At 64.1% G+C, this 22,902-nt stretch carries 18 protein-coding genes; 13 read left to right on the top strand and 5 right to left on the bottom strand.

Annotated elements, in window-relative coordinates; genetic code table 11:
* The first annotated feature begins 245 nt into the window (after positions 1 to 245).
* The 5 genes from CFK21_RS02405 (at position 246) to CFK21_RS02425 (ending at position 6,472) form a co-directional block, all read left to right on the top strand.
* Positions 246 to 1,667, top strand: a complete 1,422-nt coding sequence (locus CFK21_RS02405) for a form I ribulose bisphosphate carboxylase large subunit (protein ID WP_096364384.1) — start codon at positions 246 to 248, stop codon at positions 1,665 to 1,667.
* Positions 1,668 to 1,805: 138 nt separating this feature from the next.
* A complete protein-coding gene (locus tag CFK21_RS02410) occupies positions 1,806 to 2,165 on the top strand; it encodes a ribulose bisphosphate carboxylase small subunit (protein WP_096364386.1) in 360 nt (119 codons plus the stop codon).
* Positions 2,166 to 2,334: 169 nt separating this feature from the next.
* A complete protein-coding gene (locus tag CFK21_RS02415) occupies positions 2,335 to 3,144 on the top strand; it encodes a CbbQ/NirQ/NorQ/GpvN family protein (RefSeq protein WP_096364388.1) in 810 nt (269 codons plus the stop codon).
* 165 nt (positions 3,145 to 3,309) lie between these two features.
* A complete protein-coding gene (locus CFK21_RS02420; RefSeq protein ID WP_096364390.1) occupies positions 3,310 to 5,637 on the top strand; it encodes a nitric oxide reductase activation protein NorD in 2,328 nt (775 codons plus the stop codon).
* A gap of 244 nt (positions 5,638 to 5,881) precedes the next feature.
* A complete protein-coding gene (locus CFK21_RS02425; RefSeq protein ID WP_096364392.1) occupies positions 5,882 to 6,472 on the top strand; it encodes a class I SAM-dependent methyltransferase in 591 nt (196 codons plus the stop codon).
* Positions 6,473 to 6,620: 148 nt separating this feature from the next.
* Here the strand turns inward: CFK21_RS02425 and CFK21_RS02430 are convergent, their stop codons facing one another.
* Positions 6,621 to 8,570 (bottom strand): putative bifunctional diguanylate cyclase/phosphodiesterase, encoded by a 1,950-nt coding sequence (locus CFK21_RS02430; protein ID WP_096364394.1) that lies wholly within the window; start codon positions 8,568 to 8,570, stop codon positions 6,621 to 6,623.
* A 156-nt stretch (positions 8,571 to 8,726) separates the two neighbouring features.
* On the opposite strand from CFK21_RS02430, the gene CFK21_RS02435 reads away from it, so the two are divergent.
* Complete coding sequence (locus CFK21_RS02435) at positions 8,727 to 9,668, top strand: LysR family transcriptional regulator (protein WP_096364396.1); 942 nt, start codon at positions 8,727 to 8,729, stop codon at positions 9,666 to 9,668.
* Between the two features lie 202 nt (positions 9,669 to 9,870).
* Here the strand turns inward: CFK21_RS02435 and gorA are convergent, their stop codons facing one another.
* The 4 genes from gorA to purE form a co-directional block, all read right to left on the bottom strand.
* Positions 9,871 to 11,253 carry a glutathione-disulfide reductase gene (gorA, locus tag CFK21_RS02440; protein WP_096364398.1) on the bottom strand — a complete coding sequence of 461 codons (1,383 nt, stop codon included), beginning with the start codon at positions 11,251 to 11,253 and terminating at the stop codon, positions 9,871 to 9,873.
* 146 nt (positions 11,254 to 11,399) lie between these two features.
* Positions 11,400 to 12,143: a glutathione peroxidase gene (locus CFK21_RS02445; protein WP_096364400.1), complete on the bottom strand. Its 744-nt coding sequence runs from the start codon at positions 12,141 to 12,143 to the stop codon at positions 11,400 to 11,402.
* A gap of 324 nt (positions 12,144 to 12,467) precedes the next feature.
* A complete protein-coding gene (locus CFK21_RS02450; RefSeq protein ID WP_096364402.1) occupies positions 12,468 to 13,598 on the bottom strand; it encodes a 5-(carboxyamino)imidazole ribonucleotide synthase in 1,131 nt (376 codons plus the stop codon).
* Positions 13,595 to 14,095 carry a 5-(carboxyamino)imidazole ribonucleotide mutase gene (gene purE / locus CFK21_RS02455; protein ID WP_096364404.1) on the bottom strand — a complete coding sequence of 167 codons (501 nt, stop codon included), beginning with the start codon at positions 14,093 to 14,095 and terminating at the stop codon, positions 13,595 to 13,597. The genes CFK21_RS02450 and purE overlap by 4 nt, the downstream gene beginning before the upstream one ends.
* Positions 14,096 to 14,385: 290 nt before the next feature.
* On the opposite strand from purE, the gene CFK21_RS02460 reads away from it, so the two are divergent.
* The 7 genes from CFK21_RS02460 to CFK21_RS15075 all read left to right on the top strand — a co-directional run bounded on the left by CFK21_RS02460 (position 14,386) and on the right by CFK21_RS15075 (position 22,892).
* Entirely contained in the window at positions 14,386 to 15,273 is an 888-nt protein-coding gene (locus CFK21_RS02460; RefSeq protein WP_096364406.1) for a phosphoribosylaminoimidazolesuccinocarboxamide synthase, read from the top strand.
* Between the two features lie 238 nt (positions 15,274 to 15,511).
* Positions 15,512 to 15,907, top strand: a complete 396-nt coding sequence (locus CFK21_RS02465) for a hypothetical protein (protein WP_096364408.1) — start codon at positions 15,512 to 15,514, stop codon at positions 15,905 to 15,907.
* 49 nt (positions 15,908 to 15,956) lie between these two features.
* Positions 15,957 to 17,207, top strand: a complete 1,251-nt coding sequence (locus CFK21_RS02470) for a TolC family protein (RefSeq protein WP_096364410.1) — start codon at positions 15,957 to 15,959, stop codon at positions 17,205 to 17,207.
* Positions 17,204 to 18,703 carry an efflux RND transporter periplasmic adaptor subunit gene (locus CFK21_RS02475; protein WP_096364412.1) on the top strand — a complete coding sequence of 500 codons (1,500 nt, stop codon included), beginning with the start codon at positions 17,204 to 17,206 and terminating at the stop codon, positions 18,701 to 18,703. Before CFK21_RS02470 ends, CFK21_RS02475 begins: the two co-directional genes overlap by 4 nt.
* The gene (locus CFK21_RS02480; RefSeq protein WP_096364414.1) at positions 18,700 to 21,843 is read left to right on the top strand and encodes an efflux RND transporter permease subunit; all 3,144 of its coding nucleotides are present in this window, start codon (positions 18,700 to 18,702) and stop codon (positions 21,841 to 21,843) included. The genes CFK21_RS02475 and CFK21_RS02480 overlap by 4 nt, the downstream gene beginning before the upstream one ends.
* A gap of 157 nt (positions 21,844 to 22,000) precedes the next feature.
* Entirely contained in the window at positions 22,001 to 22,411 is a 411-nt protein-coding gene (locus tag CFK21_RS02485) for a hypothetical protein (RefSeq protein ID WP_096364416.1), read from the top strand.
* Between the two features lie 241 nt (positions 22,412 to 22,652).
* Entirely contained in the window at positions 22,653 to 22,892 is a 240-nt protein-coding gene (locus tag CFK21_RS15075; protein WP_157745247.1) for a P-II family nitrogen regulator, read from the top strand.
* Positions 22,893 to 22,902: the final 10 nt, after the last annotated feature.

The following is a 22,902-nucleotide window of genomic DNA, read 5'->3' on the forward strand; positions in this document are numbered from 1 at the left end:
ACTATATATATGAGTGATGGAAACGGTTTTATAATAATCAAGACTTAGTCTAGTCATTGTGACGATAAGCGTTCCTTATTGTTCCCATCATAATTATTGAATTTTATCGATGGGTTGCCGGCGCTATATTGCCCGTCCGGATGGCTGATCCGGGTGCGTCGCACAGACGAATTTCGCTGTCCACGTCCATCAGGCGTGGCGGGGACGGCACAACGACTGGCAATTTTTCAAAGAGGAGTTAGGGCATGGCTGGAAAAACCTACAGCGCGGGCGTCAAGGACTACCGCGAGACTTACTGGGAACCGGATTACCCGATCAAGGACACCGATCTGCTGGCTTGCTTCAAGATCACTCCGCAGCCGGGCGTGCCGCGTGAAGAGGCCGCCGCCGCCGTGGCCGCCGAGTCCTCCACCGGGACCTGGACCACGGTCTGGACCGATCTGCTGACCGATCTGGATCACTACAAGGGCCGTGCCTATGCCATCGAGGACGTGCCCGGTGACGACGAAGCCTTCTACGCCTTCATTGCCTACCCGATCGATCTGTTCGAGGAAGGCTCTGTGGTCAACGTCTTCACCTCCCTGGTGGGCAACGTGTTCGGCTTCAAGGCTGTACGCGCCCTGCGTCTGGAAGACGTTCGCTTCCCGATCGCCTACGTCATGACCTGCAACGGTCCGCCGCACGGCATCCAGGTCGAGCGCGACATCATGAACAAGTACGGGCGTCCGCTGCTGGGCTGCACCATCAAGCCCAAGCTGGGCCTGTCCGCCAAGAATTACGGCCGCGCCTGCTACGAAGGTCTGCGCGGCGGTCTGGACTTCACCAAGGATGACGAGAACGTCAACTCCCAGCCCTTCATGCGCTGGCGTCAGCGGTTCGATTTCGTCATGGAGGCCATCCACAAGGCCGAGGCCGAAACCGGCGAGCGCAAGGGTCACTACCTGAACGTTACCGCCCCGACCCCGGACGAGATGTTCAAGCGCGCCGAATACGCCAAGGAAATCGGCGCACCGATCATCATGCACGACTACATCACCGGCGGCTTCTGCGCCAACACCGGTCTGGCCCAGTGGTGTCGCGACAACGGTATGCTGCTGCACATCCACCGCGCCATGCACGCCGTGCTCGACCGCAATCCGCGTCACGGAATCCATTTCCGCGTGCTGACCAAGATCCTGCGCCTGTCCGGCGGTGATCATCTGCACACCGGCACCGTCGTAGGCAAGCTGGAAGGCGACCGCGCCTCCACCCTGGGTTGGATTGACCTGCTGCGCGAATCCTACGTCAAGGAAGACCGCAGCCGCGGTATCTTCTTCGATCAGGACTGGGGCGCCATGCCCGGCGCCTTCGCCGTGGCCTCCGGCGGCATCCATGTCTGGCACATGCCGGCACTGGTCACCATCTTCGGCGACGATGCCGTGCTGCAGTTCGGCGGCGGCACCCTGGGCCATCCGTGGGGCAACGCAGCCGGCGCGGCAGCCAATCGCGTGGCGGTGGAAGCCTGCGTCGAGGCCCGCAACGAGGGTCGCGAACTCGAGAAGGAAGGCAAGGAAATCCTTACCGCCGCCGCCAAGAGCAGCCCCGAGTTGAAGGCCGCGATGGAGACCTGGAAGGAAATCAAGTTCGAGTTCGACACCGTGGACAAGCTGGACGTGTCGCACAAGTAACCGACCGAGGCGAGAAGCAGGGGCCCCATCGCCATTGCGGTGGGGATGCGGCCGCCGGCGGTCTGTTGCCGCGGTACGCGCCTTGTTTTCAGTCGCCAGCCGAACAAGTTCAAGTATTACGTTATCGAGGATTGAACAATGAGCGAAATGCAAGATTACGAATCCAGCCTGAGCGATCCTTCAAGCCGGAAGTTCGAGACCTTCTCCTATCTGCCGGAAATGGAAAAGGACCGGATCCGCAAGCAGGTGGAGTACATTGTCAAGCAGGGCTGGAATCCGGCCATCGAGCATACCGAGACGGAGAACGCCTTCGGTCACTACTGGTACATGTGGAAGTTGCCGATGTTCGGCGAGACCGACGTCGATCGCATCCTGGGGGAGGCCGAGGCCTGCCACAAGGCGCATCCCGAGCATCACGTGCGCCTGGTCGGCTATGACAACTACGCCCAGTCGCAGGGTGCTTCAATGGTCATCTTCCGCGGCCCGATCAAGGTCTGATTCAGGGCGGGTAGTGCCAGCAAGTCCGAGCCCCTGCCCGGTCCACCGGACAGGGGCTTTTTATTTTGCCCCGGGCACAAGGGGATTCCAGGAGCCGGAAGCCGGCCTGGACGCGGGTTTTGTGTTCTGGTGTTCCCGAGAGAACAGCAAATCAGGATGGTGTACGGATATGAGTGACGCGAAGATCGAACAATACAAGATCAGGCAGGAGCCCTATTACGAGGCGGTCGCCAACGAGGTCGAGCTGTACGAGGCGGCCTACAATGCGCGCATGCCGGTAATGCTCAAGGGTCCGACCGGCTGCGGCAAGTCGCGGTTCGTCGAGTACATGGCCTGGAAGCTCGGTCGGCCGCTGATTACCGTGGCCTGCAACGAAGACATGACCGCATCCGACCTGGTGGGGCGCTTCCTGCTCGACAAGGAAGGTACCGTCTGGCAGGACGGGCCGTTGACCACCGCCGCCCGCATCGGTGCCATCTGCTATCTCGATGAAGTGGTCGAGGCGCGCCAGGACACCACCGTGGTGATTCACCCGCTGACCGACCATCGCCGCACTCTGCCTCTGGACAAGAAGGGCGAGGTCATCGAGGCCCATGAGGACTTCCAGCTGGTGATCTCCTACAACCCGGGTTACCAGAGCCTGATGAAGGATCTCAAGCAGTCCACCAAGCAGCGCTTTGGTGCCATGGATTTCGATTATCCCGAGGCCGCCACCGAGGCCAATATCGTTGCCCGCGAAACCGGCGTCGACAAGGCAGTCGCCGAGAAGCTGGTGCAGATCGCGCATCGTGCCCGCAATCTGAAAGGGCATGGGCTGGACGAGGGTATCTCCACCCGTCTGCTGGTCTATGCCGGTCAGCTTATCAACAAGGGCGTGGACCCGCTGGCCGCCTGCAGCATGACCCTGGTGCGCCCGCTGACGGACGACCCCGATATGCGCGACACCCTGGATGCGGCGGTGGGTACCTATTTCGGTTAAGGGCCTGGGGCCGGGAATCGGTGACCAACCGATCTTCTCCTTCCCCTTGATGTGGGTGGCAGAGAGGGGGTGAGTAAGGCGGATTCGCCATACATCACCCTCCCCTGCCCCCTCCATCGAGGGAGGGGAATCGAAGAATCCTCACACCCTCTCTGGCGAGCAATAATGACCATCAATCTCGACGACTACAGCGACTGCTTTTCGAAGGCCGCCCCCGAGATCCGCGAGAACCTGGAAGCCACCTTCCAGGAGGCCGCCCGGGTCATGTCGCCGGCGGGCCTGCAGGAATACATGGAAGGCGCCAGGGGGCTGTGCAGCCTGGGCCGCGGTCACGACCTGGTGTTGGCCTATCTGGACGAGATGCCGATGGTGGTCCGCGAGGTCGGCGAGGACGTGATCCGCGACGTGATCGGCGCGGCCATGAAGCTGTCTTCCATGACCTCGGGCGAGGTCATCGCGCTGTTGTTCTCCAGTCTGCCGACCGCGGCACGCCGGCTCGGCGATGCCGAACTGGTGCGCGGTTACCTGCAGCTCATCCATCAGATGTCGGCCAAGGCGCCGCGTGGACTGCGGCCCATGCTGAGGCATGTCGACGAACTGCTGACCAAGCTGACACTGGGTGGGCTGCGGCGCTGGGTCAACTTCGGTGCCGACGCCTATCGTCGTGATCTGGTGAAGCAGGTTGAATATTTCGATCTCAAGACCGCTGACAGCCTCAAGGTCATGCAGAAGGAACGGCGCGGCACCCTGTTCGTGGATGTTCAGCGCAAGCTGAATTTCTACCTGCGTGCCTTCTGGGGGCGGGACTTCTTCCTGCGCCCGGCCGAGGCGGATTCGCCCAGCTTCAAGCCCTACATCGATACCCATATCGTGCACCTGCCCGATGCCGTTGACGATGTGGGCGACATCAAGGGGCTGGAGGTCTATCGTGCCACTGCTGCCCATGCGGCTGCCCATCTGTGCTACACCACTCGCTCCATTTCCGCCGAGCAGTTGTCGCCGGCGCAGATGTTCTTCATCGGCCTGATCGAGGATGCGCGGGTCGAGTACTGTGCAGGAGAGGAATTCCCCGGCCTGAAGCGACTGTGGAAGTCACTGCTGCAGGCGGAAAAGCAGGGCGAGGTGGAGCATCCCACCGTGTTGCGCATGGAAGAGTTGGCCCTGATGCTGCTCGAGCCGGGCAATCGCTGCGACGACGAGCAGGTCAATGCCTTCGCCGAGAAGTTTCATGCCAATATCGAAGCCAATCGCGACAATGGCGGATTCTCCTGGGATATGGGGATGGAGTTGTTCAATATCTTTGCCGCGCGCAAGGATGTGCCCAGCCTGCGCATACTGGAAAGCACGCGTCTGCAGTATCGGGACGACAACCGCATTGTGTGGGAATTCGAGGAATTCTCCTGGGAGCAGGGGGCGGAATATGTGCCGGCCAGCCAGCGCCAGGTGCGCAAGACAGTATCGGTGATGGAGATGGTCAACGAGCTGGACTGTGAACTGGCCGGCGACGATGCCCAGGAGGTCTGGCGTCTGGAGACCCCCTTCTGGCTGGATCAGGAAGGCTGCACCATCAATGAACTGGAGGGCAAGGAGCCCATCTCCGATCCCTGCCATTATCACGAGTGGGATTACCAGGTGCAGCTGCACCGTCCCGACTGGGTGACCCTGCATGAGCGGCGCCAGTCCCGGGCCGATCCCGGGATCATCGACGATATCCTGATCGAGCACCGGCCCATCGCCCATCGCATCCGCCAGATCATCGACATGCTGCAGCCGGAGGGCGTGCAGCGGGTGCGCAATATGGAGGATGGCGACGAGATCGACATCAATGCCGCCGTCGATGCGATGATCTCCATCCGCATGGGTGAGCATCCCAATCCGCGCATCACCATGCGCAACGTCATCAAGAACCGGGATCTGGCCGTAGTGGTGCTGCTGGACCTGTCCGAATCCACCAACGAGACGGTGGAAGGCTCCGACAAGACGGTGCTGGAGTTGACCCGCGAGGCCTGCGCCCTGGTGGCCACGGCCATCAACGGCATCGGCGACCCCTTCGCCATTCACGGTTTCGCCTCGGATGGCCGGCACGATGTGCAGTACTATCGCTTCAAGGATTTCAATGAGAAATTCGGCGACATGGTGAAGTCGCGCCTGGCCGGCATGCAGGGCGGTCTGTCTACGCGTATGGGCGCGGCCATGCGCCACGCCGCCCAGCACCTGCTCAAGCAGCCCGAACGGCGCAAGCTCCTGCTGCTGGTTACCGACGGTGAGCCGGCCGACATCGACGAGCGTGATCCGCAGTACCTGCGCCATGACACCAAAAAGGCGGTCGAGGAGCTCTATACCCGGGGTGTCATGAGCTATTGCCTGACCCTGGATGCCAACGCCGACAGCTACGTCAAGCGCATCTTCGGCGCCAACAACTACACCATCATCGATCAGGTGGAGCGTCTGCCGGAGAAGTTGCCGGTGCTGTTCGCGACGCTGACTTCATAGAAGAGCGCCACGGAATACACGGAAAGCACGGAAAAAGATATATCTATACCCCTCTCCTCGGTGGATTGTGCAGCGCCGTAGGTCGGGTTAGCGTAGCGTAACCCGACACTGTCGCGGCATGTTGGGTTACGGCGCGAAGCGACGAACCCAACCTGCATTATTCCGTGCTTTCCGTGTATTCCGTGGCGCTCTTGAACCCGGTTCGGGTATACTCCCGGACGACTCATAGTTCACGCCTCACGCCATGCCCGCCGACGACTATCTGCGCCGCATCCGCCAGGACATTGTCTTCACCGAATCCCTGCGCGATCAGCAACTCAGCTTCCATACCACCTGGGGGCTGTTCTCACCGCGTGAGATCGATGAGGGCACCCGGCTGCTGCTCAGGCACATCGAGGTGAATGCCGGCGATGACTGCTTCGATCTGGGCTGCGGCTACGGCCCCATCGGGCTGACCCTGGCGCGGCTGGCGCCTGCAGGGCAGACCCTGATGGTGGACAAGGATTTCATGGCTGTGGAATACGCCAACCGCAACGCCGAGGTCAACGGCATCAACAATGCACGGGCCATGCTGAGCAATGCCTTCCAGCATGTCGATCCAAAGTTGAAGTTCGACCTCATCGCCTCCAATGTCCCGGCCAAGGTCGGCAAGGAACTGCTGGCCATCATTCTGCACGATGCCCATGCCCGGCTGCGGCCGGGCGGGCGGCTGTGGGTGGTGAGCATCACCGGCCTGCGGCGCCTGTTCGAGCGCGAGATGAAGGCCGTGTTCGGCAACTACGACAAGGTCAAGCAGGGGCGGCAGTACACCGTCGCTGTGGCGGTGCGCGAGTAAAAAATCAAAAGCGCCACGGAATACACGGAAAGCACGGACATATATTATTTATATCTCATTGCCATGGCGCTGCGCGCCCGGGCAATGGGAAGATAATACGCATATATTGTTTTTTTTCCGTGCTTTCCGTGTATTCCGTGGCGCTCTTTCAGCGCTTCAACAGCAGCGATGTCAGTTCCGCTGCCGGCAGCGGCTGGTGGAACAGAAAGCCCTGCGCCCGCTCGCAGCCCAGGCGCAGCAGCAGTTTCTTCTGGGCCTTGGTTTCCACGCCTTCGATGATCGTGTTCAGGCGCAGGTCGCGCGACAGTGACAGGATGGCGCGCAGGATGGCGACATCACGGGCGTCTTCACAGATGTCACGGGTGAAGGTGCGGTCGATTTTCAGCGTGTTGAAGGGCAGGCGTTTGAGATAGCTGAGCGACGAGTAGCCGATGCCGAAATCGTCGATGGCGATGGATACGCCCAGATCGCGCAGCTGCCACAGCTTGTCGGTGGCCTCGTCCATGTCCTCCAGGAATACCTGTTCCGTGATCTCCAGCTCCAGCTGTGCCGGGTTGATGCCGGATTCGCCGATGATGCCCTGGATCTGATCGACGAAGCCGGGTACGGCGAACTGGCGCCCCGATATATTCACCGACAGCGGCAGCCGGATGCCCGCGCGCTGCCACTCCAGGATCTGGCTGCAGGCCTGACTGAGGATGCTGCGACCGAGCTGATCGATCAGGCCGGTTTCTTCGGCCACCGGAATGAACTCGGCCGGTGATATCAGCCCGCGGTCGTGCGACTGCCAGCGTGCCAGGGCCTCGGCGCCGACGATCCGGCCGCTGTGCATGTCCACCTGCGGCTGGTAGTGAGCAATGAACTCGTTTTCCTTGAGCCCGCGACGGATGCGGTTCTCGGTGCTGACAAAGGCAGCGATGTTGTCGATCAACTCCTCGCTGTAGAGCGCGATGCGGGTGTGTCGCGACTGCTTGGCGCGATACATGGCGGCATCGGCGTTGCGGATCAGGGTGGCGGCGTCCTGTCCATCGTAGGGGTAGAGCGTCACGCCCACGCCGCCGCTGATGTAGAGTTCCTTGTCATCCAGGATGAAGGGGCGCTCGATGCTGTCGAGCAGGTGAGCGGCATAGTCGACCGCCGTTTTCGGGCTGTCCACGTCAGGTACCAGTACCACCAGTTCGTCGCCGCCGAAGCGGGAAATGGTGGCCCGGTTTTCACAGCAGCGCCGCAGGCGGTCGGCCAGTTTGACCAGCAGCTGGTCGCCCAACTCATGGCCGTAGCTGTCGTTGATGTGCTTGAACCGGTCCAGATCCAGGAACAGTACCGCGAAGCGGTTTTCGGCAGCCGGGTATTTGCGCATCAGCTGCTCGATCTCACCGTTCAGTGCGCGCCGGTTGGGCAGGTCGGTGAGCGGGTCGTAATAGGCCATGCGTTCGATCCGCGCTTCGAATTGCTTGCGTTCGGTGATGTCGATGTTGGTCGCGCGGATGCCGATCAGTCGGCCGGCGGCATCATGGACCGGGCCGCAGATGTGCTGAAACCAGACAGTGTGGCCATCCTTGTGGATCAGCCGCAGGTCGATGTTGTCGCTCTGCCTGTTCGTGCCGAGGTTGGCCAGGTGCTGCTGCCAGCGTTCCCGATCCTGGGGGTGGATCAGTTCCGACATCAGTTCCGGCTTGGCGTAGAATTCATCCGGCCGGTAACCGGTCAGCTGCACACTCGAAGGCGAGGCATATTCATAGTGCCCGTCCCGGGAGCAGAAATAGGTGAATTCCTGGCCCACATCGGCCACGGCGCGGAAGCGGGCGTTTTCGCGCTGCAACTGGGTCTTGAGCAGGCTGACCCGGGCCAGCAGGAAGGCGATGACCAGGGCGACCAGTGCGGGAATGACGAACAGCTGCGGTTGGAAGGATTCGTAGACGACCGCCATCTGCAGCAGCGCGGCGCTGCCGACCAGCAGGAAGGCGATGCCGGCATTGCGCAGATACAGGCTCTGGGGCCTGCGGTTGGAGGCCGCGTCCAGGTAGATGGTGTCCTGGTCGGGGGCTGGGACGCGCGCGTAGGCGCCGCCGTCACCGGAGGTGTCGGTATCATTCATAAGCCTGGCAACTGCAACTCAAAAATAAAACAAAAACAAACCAAAGGCTTCCATGCCATGACAGGCCTCCCCGTGGGGCAGGAGGCCTGCTCCGGCAGTGTAGCATAGAGTCGGTACGAGGTTTATGCTTCCCTACCGGACCACAAGGTATTGCTTATGAATGTCACTCTGCGTCAGCTGCGCATCTTCGAGGCCGTGGCCCGTCACCTGAGCTTCACCCGCGCTTCGGAGGAGTTGCATCTGACCCAGCCGGCCGTGTCCATGCAGATCAAGCAGCTGGAACAGGCCGTGGGCCTGCCGCTGCTGGATCAGCAGGGCAAGAAGACCTACCTCACCGAGGCCGGCGAGGAGATGTACCGCTATGCCTGCGCCGTGACCGACAAGCTCGAGGAAGCCGCCCAGGTGTTCGAGGAGCTCAAGGGCATGCGGCGCGGCCATATGAGCATTGCCGTGGCCAGTACCGCCAACTACTTCGCCCCGCGGCTGCTGGCCACCTTCTTCCAGCGTTACCCGGACGTGACTGTCAGTCTGGACGTGACCAACCGCGAGGGTCTGCTCCGGGCCCTGGCCGAGAACGAGACCGACCTGGTGATCATGGGCAAGCCCCCGGAGGACATGGACCTGGTGGCGGAGAATTTCATGGACAACCCCCTGGTGGTCATCGCCCCGACCAATCACCCGCTGACGCGCAAGCGCAGCCGGATTCCCTTCGCGGCGCTGGCCAGCGAAACCTTTCTCATCCGCGAACGCGGATCGGGCACCCGCTCGGCCATGGAACGGCACTTCGCCCAGCACGGACTGGAACTCAGCAGCACTATGGAAATGGGTACCAGCGAGGCCATCAAGCAGGGCGTCGAGGCCGGCCTGGGGCTGGGGCTGCTGTCGCTGCACACCCTGGAGATGGAACTGGCGCTCAAGCGAGTGGCGATCCTGGATGTGGAGACCTTTCCCATCATGCGTCACTGGTATGTGGTGCACCGACGCGGCAAGCGCCTGTCCACCGCGGCCCAGGCCTTCAAGCACTTCCTGCTCAAGGAGGCCAGGAACCTGCTCAGTCTGCCCGAGGTGAGCCGTCCGCGGCACAAGGACGCGGGCTGACCGGCGGTGTCTTCATGCCTTTGCGCGGGGAATGCAGAGGACGCAGAGGCGCGGAGACGCAAAGACAATGAATAATGTTGGTATCTCCTCGCTGGCTTGTGAGTCTGTGCTTTCAGAGGAGGGGCAAGGATGAGCAATCTCGTATTTCAATAGTCTCCGTGTCTCCGCGACTCTGCGCCCTCTGCGTTAATCCCGCCCAGACTCAGGCAACATCCGCCAACACACAGCCGCCAGGCCGTGACTGCTTCAGCGTCACCAGTTCCTCCGCACTGGTCGGGTGGATGGCGACGGTGCGGTCGAAGTCGGCCTTGGTAGCGCCCATGTTGATGGCCACGGCGAAGCCCTGCAGCATCTCGTCGACCCCGTCGCCGATCAGGTGGCAACCCACGATACGTTCCTCCGGGCCGGCGCAGACCAGCTTCATCGCTGTCGGCGTGCCGCCATTGCCGAGCGCGTGACGCATGGGCGTGAAGCGGGTCTCGTAGACTCTGACCGCATCACCGTATTCGGCACAGGCCGCCGGCTCGGTCAGGCCGAGGGCCCCGACCGACGGGTGGGCAAACACCACGGTGGGGATGTTGGTGTAATCCATCGACGCGGTGGCAGTGCCGAACAGACGCGCGGCCAGCTGCCGGCCGGCGCGGATCGCCACCGGGGTGAGCGGCATGCGGCCGGTGACGTCACCGATGGCGTATACGCCCGGCACATTGGTGGCATCGAAGGCATCCACCGGGATGACGCCGTTGCGATTGACCTCGACCCCGGCGCGGTCCAGCGCCAGGCCCTCGGTATTGGCGCGCCGGCCCACGGCCCAGATCACGGTGTCGAAACCGCCCAGGCGTTCGCCCCGGGCGGAGACGATATCGATACCGTCGCTGCCCCGCGCCAGCCCGCTGACCTGAAAGCCCATGTGGGTCGCGATGCCCTGCTGCTGCATCGCTTCCATCAGGGTGTCGCTGATCAGGGGGTCGAATGCTTCAAGCACCCGGTCCTCCAGGGCGATGATCGACACCTCGGAGCCCAGTGCGCGCAATACACCGCTCAGCTCCACGCCGATATAGCCACCGCCGATCACAGCCGCGCGCCGCGGTTGCTGCCTGAGTTCGAAGAAGCCGTCGGAGGTGATGCCCAGCTCCGCTCCCGGCACCGGCGGGACGATCGGCTGTCCGCCGGTGGCAATGACGATGTGGTCACCCTGGTAGTGCTCGTCGCCGACCCGCAGGGTATGGGCGTCGATGAAGCGGGCCCGGCCGCGGATCCAGTCGATGCGCTGGTCCTGCGCATAGCCGGACCAGTAATCGCGGATGCCGTCGATATAGGCGTTGCGACCGGCAACCAGGCGTTCCCAATCGAGACCCTTGTCCTGTACCCGGATGCCGAAGGCGCCGGCCTGATGCACGGCCTCGCGGGCCTGGGCGGCGTGCCACATGACCTTCTTGGGCACGCAGCCGGCATTCACGCAGGTGCCGCCGAGCGGCTGCGCATCGATCACGGCCACCCGCCGGCCGAGCTGGGCGGCGCGTTCGGCCACGGCGAGCCCGCCGCTGCCGCCGCCGATGGCGATGAGGTCATAGTGCTTGTTCATTGGTATCTCCCTGGGTGTGGTGATAACAACGCAGAGGGCGCAAAGGCGTTTATGCCCTATGGGTACAGAGGCGCAAAGTAAAATCAATTTATGAAATCTCTGCGTCTCCGCGCCTCCGCGTCCTCTGCGTTAATGCCGCCGCCGTATCAGGCAGCTTCCCGCCGCTGCATCCACTCGGCCAGCGCCTCGGAGTCGCCGATGTGCACGCCGTTGATCCAGACCTGCGGCACGGTGTCACTGCCGCTGGCGGCGCGCACCGCGCGCAGCGAGACCTGTTCGCCGACGCTGATTTCATCGAACTCCATGCCGGCCTCGGACAGCATGCCCTTGGCCCGGGCGCACCAGGGGCAGCCCGGCTTGGTGAACAGCACCACGTCGTGCGGCTTCACGGCCTGCGGGTTGATGTAGTCGAGCATGGTGTCGGCATCCGAGACCTCGTAGGGGTCGCCCGGCACCTCGGACTCGATGAACATCTTCTCGATCACGCCGTCGCGCACCAGCATGGAGTAGCGCCAGCTGCGCTTGCCGAAGCCCAGGTCGTCCTTGTCCACCAGCATGCCCATGGCGGCGGTGAACTCGCCGTTGCCATCCGGGATGAAGCGGACGTTCTCGGCCTGCTGATCCTTCGCCCACTCGTTCATCACGAAGGTGTCGTTGACCGATACGCAGACGATCTCGTCGATGCCGTTGTCGCGCAGCACCGGGGCCAGCTCGTTGAAGCGCGGCACGTGCGCCGAGGAGCAGGTCGGGGTGAAGGCGCCCGGCAGGGAGAAGACGACCACGTTGCGACCCTTGAAGATCTCGTCCGTGGTGACGTCCGCCCACTCGTTGTTCTGACGGGTGTGGAAGGTGATGTTGGGAATGCGGCTTCCGGTCTTGTCCTGCAGCATGTCGGTGTCTCCTGTAGCTTGCGGTCGGAAATCATGGCCAGTGCTGTCTGGCTTGGAGACAAGAATAGGGGCGGGGTGGTTATTTGTGAAATCGAAAGTAACTATTCAAACGATAGGTGTAGGCTATTATTGAGTGAGGAGTGAGGAGTGAGGAGTGAGGAGTGAGGAGTGAGGAGTGAGGAGTGAGGAGTGAGGAGTGATGGGCTTCGCTGCGTCAGCCCATCCTGCGCTATCCGGGTAGGATGGGTGGAGGCGCCTGCGCCGCAACCCATCATAATTGCCGGTATCGATGGGTTGCGCTGCGCTCCACCCATCCTACGATACTTAACGCTTAACGCTTAACGCTTCACGGATCCGTTCGACCTGGGCCAGGGCGTTGTCCAGCTCCGGCGCCAGGCAGTTGAAATGGCCCATCTTGCGCCCCGGGCGGGCCACGCGCTTGCCGTAGAGGTGCAGCTTGGCGGCGGGGTAGGCGAACAGCTTCTCCCAGGGCGGTTCGGGCTGCCACAGATCGCCCAGCAGATTGACCATCACGACCGGCGAGAGCAGCAGGGTGTCGCCGGGCGGCAGACCGCACAGGCAGCGCACCTGCTGTTCGAACTGGGAGGTGATGGTTGCATCCAGAGTGTAATGGCCGCTGTTGTGTGGGCGCGGGGCCAACTCGTTGATCAGCAGCTCACCCTGACGGGTATGAAAGAATTCCACCGCCATGACGCCGACATAATCCATGGACTCGGCCAGGGTGCGGGCCATGTCCACGGCCTGGTCGGTGACCACCGCCGGCATCCGCGCCGGCACGATGGTGGTGTCCAGGATGCCGTCGACATGATGGTTCTCGCCCACCGGATAGACCGCGGTCTCGCCTTTCAGACTGCGGGCCAGGATGACCGAAAGCTCGCGCTCGAGTTCCACCCGGGCCTCCAGTACACAGGGCTGGCCGCCCAGTTCGGCAAAGGCGGCGCGGGCCTGCTCCAGGCTGTCGACGGGCGCCTGGCCCTTGCCGTCATAGCCCAGCGAGGCGGTCTTGAGCAGCAGCGGCGGGTCGAGTCGGGCGAAGGCCTCGTCCAGGTCCTCGGGCTCCTCGATCACGGCGAAGGGCGCGGTGGCCAGCCCCTGTTCCTGGATGTAGCGCTTTTCACGGATGCGGTCCTGGGCGATGGCGACGGCCGCGGGTGCGGGACGGACCGGGCACAGCCGGGCCAGATAATCCAGGCTGGCGGCCGGCACGTTCTCGAATTCGGTGGTTACCGCCGAGCAGGTATCACCCAGCACCTGCAGCGCGGCATGGTCCTGGTAGTCGGCGCGCAGATGCTGCTCGGCGATGAGGCCGGCGGGACTGTGCGGATCGGGGTCGAGCACGATCACCCGGTAGCCCATGGCATGCGCGGCCATGACGAACATGCGGCCGAGTTGGCCGCCGCCGAGAACTCCGAGGGTGGCGCCGGGCAGGATCACGACTGCGGCGGGAGCTGCATGGCGTCGACCATGGCCTTGAGCTCCTCGCGATAGGCGTCGAGGCGTGCGGCCAGATCGGTATTGCCGATGGCGAGCAGACTGAGGGCGTACAGGCCGGCATTGGCCGCCCCGGCCTCGCCGATGGCGAAGGTGGCGACCGGGATACCCTTGGGCATCTGCACGATGGACAGCAGCGAGTCCATGCCCTTGAGATAGCGCGAGGGTACCGGTACGCCGAGTACCGGAACGGTGGTCTTGGCGGCCAGCATGCCCGGCAGATGGGCCGCGCCGCCGGCGCCGGCGATGATGCAGGCCAGGCCGCGGTCGCGCGCCGTGGCGGCATAGTCGAACAGCCGGTCCGGGGTGCGATGGGCCGAGACGACCTTCGCCTCGTAGGGGATACCGAAGCGCTCCAGCATTTCGGCGGCCTTCTGCATCACCGGCCAGTCACTGTCGGAGCCCATCACCAGGCCCACGCGGGGGCTGTCGTCATTCATCGTAGTGACCTGTTTCCGTTGGGAAACAAGTAATTCTAGCACTGCGGGCGGGGTTGGGGAACCGGCAATGCCGCGGACGCCGGAAACGGGCCGCCCGCCCCTGTTCCAGCCTGCAGTTATCCGTCATTCCCGCGAAGGCGGGAATCCTGGACCCAGGGAGGTAAGACTGCGCTGGATCCCCGCTTTCGCGGGGATGACGGGGCTGTAGTAAGTGCCATTCGTCTCATTCGCCTTTGTGGAAACTCCCCCCGACCGGCTAGAATCCCGCCTTTGCCCGACCGGAGCCGCCCATGCGCGAGACCCTGTACGAATCCGATCTCAAGAGCCTGCCGCTGGTCGCGCGCGGCAAGGTGCGCGACATCTATGCCGTGGGCGAGGACCGGCTGCTGATCGTGACCACCGACCGCCTGTCGGCCTTCGACGTGGTGCTGCCCGAGCCCATCCCCGGCAAGGGGGCGGTGCTGACCGCGGTGTCCAACTTCTGGTTCGAGCACATGGCGGACATGGTGCCCAATCACCTGTGCGACACGCCCCTGGAGCAGGTGCTGCCGGATGCGGCCGAGCGGGAACAGGTCGAGGGCCGCGCCGTTGTGGTGCGCAAGCTCAAGGCGCTGCCGGTGGAGGCCATTGTGCGCGGCTATCTCATCGGTTCGGGGTGGAAGGACTACCAGCAGACCGGTGCGGTGTGCGGTATCGACCTGCCCGACGGGCTGCAGCAGGCCGACAAGCTGCCCACGCCCATCTTCACCCCTTCCACCAAGGCGGAGGTGGGCGATCATGACGAGAACATCGACTTCGACCGCGCCGAGGCCCTGCTGGGCAAGGGACTGGCCGCCATGGTGCGCGATGTCAGCCTGGGCATCTACAGCGAGGCCGCCGCCTATGCCCGCGAGCGCGGCATCATCATCGCCGACACCAAATTCGAATTCGGTCTGGACGAGACCGGCCAGCTGTTCCTGATCGACGAGGTGCTCACCCCGGATTCCTCGCGCTTCTGGCCGGCGGATGAATATCAGGTCGGCACCAGCCCGCCCAGCTTCGACAAGCAGTATGTGCGCGACTACCTGGAGACCCTGGACTGGGACAAGACCGCGCCGGGGCCGCACCTGCCGCCGGAGGTGGTGGCGAAGACGGCTGAGAAGTACCGCGAGGCCCAGCGCCGGCTGACGGGCGATTGATATCAAGAGCGCCACGGAATAGACGGAAAACACGGAATAGTGAATGTAGGTTGGGTTAGGCGCATTGCGCCGTAACCCAACATGCAGCGTCCGTGTCGGCTTCGCTGTACTAACCTGGCCCGCAGGACTGAACTGCCCCAACCTGCTGATTGATTTTCAAATGTATTTTTTCCGTGTTTTCCGTGGGGCCCTTTATCACCGGCTTGCCCTTTTGTGTCAGCGGGTTATATTTGGTGTCATGCACAGGCAGCGGCATTCATCCATTCTGAGCCTGGTCGGCATACTGCTGGCCGGCTGGCTGTCGCTGGCCTGCGGTCACTGCTGGGCCGCGGCCGGCGCGGCGCCGCCGCCGGCCGATCACTGCCAGCACATGCAGCCCGAGCCGCAGTCGCCGGAGTGCTGCGAGCACGAGCACCAGGGTGGCCTGTGCCCGGTGGCCGAGGTCGGCAGCGGCCCGATCACCGAGCCGGCCGCGCTGATCCCGGCCGGGTTTCCCGATCAGCCGGCCCTGCAACCGGGGGGCGGCGCTGCCTGGCAGGCCTGGCGCGGGCCGCCGCCAACCATCGCCGCAGTGCGTACCTGTCCGCCTGCTTCAGCGTCCCTGTATCTGCGGGACTGCGCCTTTCTGGAATAGCTATCCTCCTCGTATCCGCTACTGATCCGGTTCATTCGAGGAGCTTCCCATGCGCGCACTACCCTGGATCCTGGCCGGGATCCTCATCCATCCGACTGGCCTTGTCGCGGCACACCTGTCTCTGGCAGAGGCCGAGGCGCTGGCGCTGATCCATGACCGCCGCGCCGCGGCGTTCGAGGCCGGGGCCCGGGCCCGGCACGAGCAGGCCGTGGCCGCGGCCCAGCTGCCCGACCCCACCCTGAAGCTGGGCGTGGGCAACCTGCCGGTGGAGTCCTTCGACCGTTCCGACACCCCCATGAGTCAGCTGCAGGTCGGTGTCCAGCAGCGGTTTCCGCCGGGACGCACCCTGGCCCTGGCCGGACAGCGTCAGGAGCGCCTGGCCGCCGGTATGAGTGCCCGGGCCGAGGCCCGGCGGCGCGAGGTGCTGCGCGAACTGCGGCAGACCTTCCTGGAAGTCTATTACCAGTCGCGGGCGGCCCGCATCCTGGACGAAACCTATCGTCTGTTCGAGGACCTGGTCGACATCACCCGGGCCTACTACGGCGCCGGGCGCAAGAACCAGCAGGATGTGCTGCGTGCCGGGGTGGAGTTGTCCCTGCTGGATGACCGCCGCGAGCGGGTGCGCACCCGGCTGGAAACGGCCCGGGCCGAGCTGGCCCGGCTGGTCGGCCCGGAGGCCGCGCAGCGGCCCCTGGCCGAGGACTTCCCCGAGCAGCCGGCCCTGTCCGTGCCGTCCGTCATGCATCAGGCCCTGGACCGCCATCCGCAGCTGCAGCAGGTAAACCGGGAGATCGAGGCCGGCCGGCTGGAGGTGGACGCGGCCCGCGAACGGTACAAGCCGGGCTGGAGTCTGGATGTCACCTACGGTGAGCGCAATGGCCGCGAGGCCGACGGCAGCGGCCGCAGCGACCTGCTTTCGGCCATGGTGATGGTGGATCTGCCGCTGTTCACCGACAAGCGCCAGGACCGGGCGCTGGCGGCGCGCCAGTATGAAGTCACGGCGGTGGAGCTCGAACGCGACGAACTGCGGCGGGAACTGCGCCAGCAACTCGATACCGCCCTGGCCGAGCGCGAACGGTTGCAGGCACGGCTGGCGCGCTACCGCCAGCGGCTGCTGCCCGAGGCCGGCCAGCACGCCGAGGCCTCGCTCAAGGCCTATCAGAGCGGGGTGTCGGATTTCACCGCCTTGATGCGGGCCCGGCTGATCGAACTGGACGCGCGGCTGACCGCCCTGCGGCTGCGGACCGACCTGGCCCAGACCGCGGCCCGGCTGCGCTACCTGGTGGGAGAGGAATCATGACCCGGAAGATGCTGACAATAATCTGGATGTCCTTGGCGCTCGGTCTCGGCGGCTGCGGCCAGGATCGGGAGTCCGGGGCGGCTGCGGCGGAGGCCGGCGCTGCAGCCGCGGCCGGCACGTCGGCAGGGAAAAACGGCGAACGCGAGATCCTCTACTGGGTTGCGCCCATGGACCCGAACTACCGCCGCGACCGGCCGGGCAAGTCGCCCATGGGCATGGATCTGGTGCCCGTCTATGCCGACGAGGCCGGCGACCGGCTCGAGATCGATCCCGTGATGGTGCAGAACCTGGGGGTGCGTACCGCCGAGGTCCAGCGCGAGCGTCTGTGGCGGCGCATCGATACGGTCGGCTATGTCGACTACAACGAAAACTACATCAGCCACATCCATCTGCGCACCGATGGCTGGATCGACCGGCTGTACGTGAAGTCCGACGGCGAACGCGTGCAGAAGGGGGATGTGCTGTTCGAGGTCTATTCGCGCGAACTGGTCAACGCCCAGGAGGAATACCTGCAGGCGCTGAATACGGGCAATGCGGGTCTCAAGCTGGCCTCGCACGAACGGCTGCAGGCGCTGGGCATGAGCCCGGCCCAGATCGATCGGCTGGGCCGTACCCGCAAGGTCGAGCAGCGCGTGGCCTACCATGCCCGTCAGGACGGCATCGTCGCCGCGCTCAATATCCGCGAAGGCATGTATGTGCAGCCGAAAACCGAGGTGATGACGCTGGCGGATCTGTCCAGCGTCTGGTTGATGGCGGACGTGTTCGAACGCCAGGCCGACTGGGTCGAGGTCGGCCAGCCGGCCGAGGTGCGCCTGCCCTATCTGCCGGGCGAGGTATGGGAGGGCGAGGTCGAGTTCGTCTATCCGACCCTGGATGCGAGGACCCATACCCTGAAGGTGAGACTGCGCTTCGATAATCTGCAGGAGCGGCTCAAGCCGGATATGTACGCGGATGTGCGCATCTTCGCCGGTGCCAGCGAGCCGGGGCTGGTCATCCCGCTCGAGGCGCTGATCCGCACCGGCGAGAACGAGCGCGTCATCCTGGCCTTGGGCGAGGGCCGCTTCAGCGCCCGGGAGGTGGTTTCGGGCATCGAATCCGGCGACTGGGTGGAGATCCGACGCGGGCTGGCGGAGGGTGACCGTGTGGTTACATCCGGCCAGTTCCTGATCGACTCTGAGGCCAGCATCAGGGGGACGTTGAACCGGCTGGATGCGGCCGGGGACGAGTCGGACAGCGCGCGGCCAGCGATGGCGCAGGAACCCGTTGCCGGCATGGGCACGGTGCAGGAGGTCAAGGCCGACGCCGGCAGGCTCAATATCACCCATCAGCCGATCGAAGCCCTGGGCTGGCCCGGGATGACCATGGATTTTCGCGTGGCGGAGAGCGTTGATCTCGGCGCCGTGGAGGCCGGCGATGAGGTGCACTTCGTGCTGACACCGGACGGAGACGGCGGCTATCGTATCGGCGAACTGCATGTCATGGAGGCGCAGCAGTGATTGAGACGATCATCCGCTGGTCGATCCGCAACCGCTTCCTGGTCCTGCTGCTGACCGTCATCCTGGCGGTGTGGGGCGGTTACTCGCTGAAGACCACGCCGCTGGATGCGATCCCGGACCTGTCCGATGTGCAGGTCATCATCAAGACCAGTTATCCGGGGCAGGCGCCGCAGGTGGTGGAGGACCAGGTGACCTATCCGCTGACCACCACCATGCTGTCGGTGCCGGGCGCGGTGACGGTGCGGGGATACTCATTCTTCGGCGACTCCTATGTCTATGTGCTGTTCGACGAGGGCACCGACCTGTACTGGGCCCGCTCGCGGGTGCTGGAATATCTCTCCCAGGCGCAGGACCGGCTGCCGCCCGGGGTCACGCCGGCACTGGGGCCGGATGCCACCGGCGTGGGCTGGATCTTCCAGTACGCCCTGGTCGACCGCACGGGCAGACACGATCTGGCGCAGCTGCGCAGTCTGCAGGACTGGTTTCTCAAGTTCGAACTGCAGACCGTGGAGGGCGTGTCCGAGGTCGCCACCGTGGGCGGCATGGTCAGACAGTATCAGGTGGTGGTGCATCCCAACCGGCTGCGCGCCTACGGCATCCCGCTGGCGCAGATCAAGCAGGCCATTCAACGCGGCAACCAGGAGGTCGGCGGCTCGGTCATCGAGATGGCCGAGGCCGAATACATGGTCCGCGCCAACGGCTACATCCAGAGCATCGACGATCTCGAGGGCATCCCGGTGGGGGTGAATGCCAACGGCACCCCGGTGCTGCTGGGCGATATCGCCGACATCCGGCTGGGGCCGCAGATGCGCCGCGGCATCGCCGAGCTCGACGGCGAGGGTGAGGTGGTCGGCGGTGTTGTCATCATGCGCTGGGGCGGCAATGCCCTGGCCACCATCCAGGCGGTGAAGGCGAAGCTCGATCAGCTCCGGCCCAGCCTGCCCGAGGGGGTGGAGATCGTCACCACCTATGACCGCTCCGGCCTGATCGAGCGCGCCGTGGCGACGCTCAAGCACAAGCTGGTACAGGAGTTCCTGATCGTGGCCCTGGTCTGTGCCCTGTTCCTGTTCCATCTGCGTTCGTCGCTGGTGATACTGATCAGCCTGCCGCTGGGGGTGCTGGCCGCCTTCATCGTGATGAAGCACCAGGGCATCAACGCCAACATCATGTCGCTGGGCGGCATCGCCATTGCCATCGGCGCCATGGTGGATGCGGCGATCGTGATGATCGAGAACCTGCACAAGCATCTGGAGCAGGCAAAGGATGCGGCCGTTGACCGCTGGGAGACGGTGGCAAAGGCCGCCGGTGAGGTCGGTCCGCCCCTGTTCTTCTCGCTGCTGATCATCACCCTGAGCTTTCTGCCGGTGTTCACGCTGCAGGCACAGGAAGGACGGTTGTTCGCGCCGCTGGCCTTCACCAAGACCTATGCCATGGCGGCCGCGGCCGGTCTGGCGATCACCCTGGTGCCGGTGCTGATGGGCTACTTCATCCGCGGCCGTATCCTGTCCGAGCAGCGCAACCCGGTGAACCGGGCGCTGGTGGCGGCCTACCGCCCGGTGATCAATGGCGTGCTGCGGTTTCCCCGTACCGTCCTGGCCGTCACCCTGCTGGTGGCCGTCTCCATGGCCTGGCCGCTGGCCGGCTGGTGGCCGCTGGACAAGCGTCTGGGTTCGGAATTCATGCCGCCCCTGGACGAGGGTGATCTGCTCTACATGCCGACCACCTTTCCGGCATTGTCCATCGGCAAGGCGCGCGAACTGCTGCAGCAGACCGACAAGCTGATCGCTTCGGTGCCCGAGGTCGAGCGGGTGTTCGGCAAGATCGGACGCGCCGAGACCGCGACCGATCCGGCACCGCTGACCATGATCGAGACCACCATCCTGCTCAAACCGCGCGAACAGTGGCGCGCGGGCATGACCCTGGAGGGGATCAAGCAGGAACTGAACCGGGTCGTGAAGATTCCGAGTCTGGCCAACAGCTGGACATTCCCCATCCAGACCCGCATCGACATGCTCGCCACCGGCATCAAGACGCCGGTGGGTGTGAAGGTCGCCGGCCCGGACCTGGACGTGATCCAGGAGGTCGGTGCCGGGATCGAGGCAGTGCTCAAGCAGGTCCCGGGCACGGCCAGCGCCTTCTCCGAACGGGTGGCGGGGGGGCGCTATGTCACCATCGACATCGACCGCAGTGCGGCCTCGCGCTTCGGGCTGAATATCGCCGACGTGCAGGACATCGTGCGCACCGCCGTCGGCGGCATCAATCTCACCCAGAGCATCGAGGGGCTGGAGCGTTACCCGGTCAATCTGCGCTACCCGCGCGAACTGCGCGATTCCCTGAGCAGACTGCGCAATCTGCCCATCGTCGCAGCCAACGGCAAACAACTGGCGCTGGGCGATGTGGCCAGCATCAGGGTCGAGGAGGGGCCGGGTATGATCAAGAGTGAGAACGCCCGCCCCAACGGCTGGATCTTCGTCGATATCGAGGGGCATGATCTGGGCGGCTACGTCGAGGCCGCGCAGGCCGCCGTGCGCGAACAGGTCTCACTGCCTCCGGGCTATTCGGTCAGCTGGTCGGGCCAGTACGAATACATGCAGCGGGCGCAGCAGCGTCTGGCCCTGGTGCTGCCGGTGACGGCCGGGATCATTGTGCTGCTGCTCTACCTCAATTTCCGCCGCCTGACCGAGGTTGCCATCATCCTCGCCACCCTGCCGCTGGCACTGGTCGGTGGGGTCTGGCTGTTGTACGGGCTCGGCTACGATCTCAGCGTGGCCGTCGGTGTGGGCTTCATTGCCCTGGCGGGCGTGGCGGTCGAGATCGGGGTGGTGATGCTGGTCTATCTCAACCTGGCCTGGCGGCGGCGACGTGAACAGGCGCGCGGGGAGGGACGCTCTCCCAACCGCGAGGATCTGCATGCGGCGGTACTGGAAGGCGGCCTGATGCGGGTGCGGCCCATCCTGATGACCGTGGCGACCATCATCTTCGGCCTGCTGCCGGTGATGCTGGGCGGCGGCACCGGCGCCGAGGTGATGCAGCGCATCGCCGCGCCCATGGTCGGCGGCATGGTCAGCGCCACCGTGCTGACGCTGCTGGTGATACCGGCGGTGTTCCTGCTCTGGCGCGGGCGCGGGCTCGAGCGCTGATGCAGAGGCTGGTGATACCACCCGTTCTGGTCTGGCTGATGCGGCAGTTCGTCGCCTGTCATCGATTGGCCTGACTTGATGCATGTCATGGTATGACAGCTATAATTGTGGAATGGTGTAAAAGCAATACTTGAACACACCGGGACGGGTAACCCTCATGCCGGGCAAGCATCACAAAACCACAGCCTTTCTGGTGTATCTGCTGGTACTGGTTATCGCCCTGGTGCCCGCCCGCCTTGCCGTTGCCATTCCTGCCGCATTCGATCAGGGGCAGTCGCCGGACAGCGCCTTGACCGCAGCGCACTGCCAGCAAATGGCAATGCAGCGTGCCGGGAATGAACCTGAGGGACAGGAGCTTGCCGATCCTGATCGAGGGATGGACTGCTGTAAAATGGTTTGCGACTGCCCTTCCTGCGATCAATGCCTGCATGCCTCCGGCAGTATCCTGACATTGCCGGGCGGAGTCGGTAATGCCAATCCTGACTTCCACCCCCTGATGTGCGCGCATACGGAGTCGGCGCTGCGCGGCATCGAACTCTCTCCACCCTATATCCCTCCGCAAATCTGATCCCGCACCGGGAGCCACGGTCTACCTGACCGCGTTTGCACGTGCCCGCCCGGCGGGGCGGCGGCGAGACATGGCTATACATTCGGGCGCCGGCCGATTCCGGGCCCTTGCCATGAGAGGATTCTGTCCTAGCCTTCATCTTCCCGGAGACATCCATGAAAGATCGCAAAGTGACGGCAATCGTTCGCAGCCGCTGTCTGGATGCGTGGAGACGGCGGTGATTGGTCAGGGGGCGCGCGGCATGAGCGTGACACCGATGCAGGGGTTCGGAGAGCACAAAGATTTCTTTCATGAAGATCCGCTGACCCGGCCCGTAAGAGTGGAGAGATTTACCGCGGATCATCGCAGCACCGCCCTGGTCGATGCCATCGTGCAAACCGCCCGTACAGGCGAAGCGAGCGATGGACCGGTCGCCGTCCTGCCGGTCACCGGGGTGTTCAGAATTCAGTCGAAGAAACCGGCTGGAGCAGCGGAACTCTGATCGTGTCAAG

The sequence above is a fragment of the Thiohalobacter thiocyanaticus genome (genome assembly GCF_002356355.1).
In the GTDB taxonomy this organism is placed as follows: Bacteria; Pseudomonadota; Gammaproteobacteria; order Thiohalobacterales; family Thiohalobacteraceae; genus Thiohalobacter; species Thiohalobacter thiocyanaticus_A.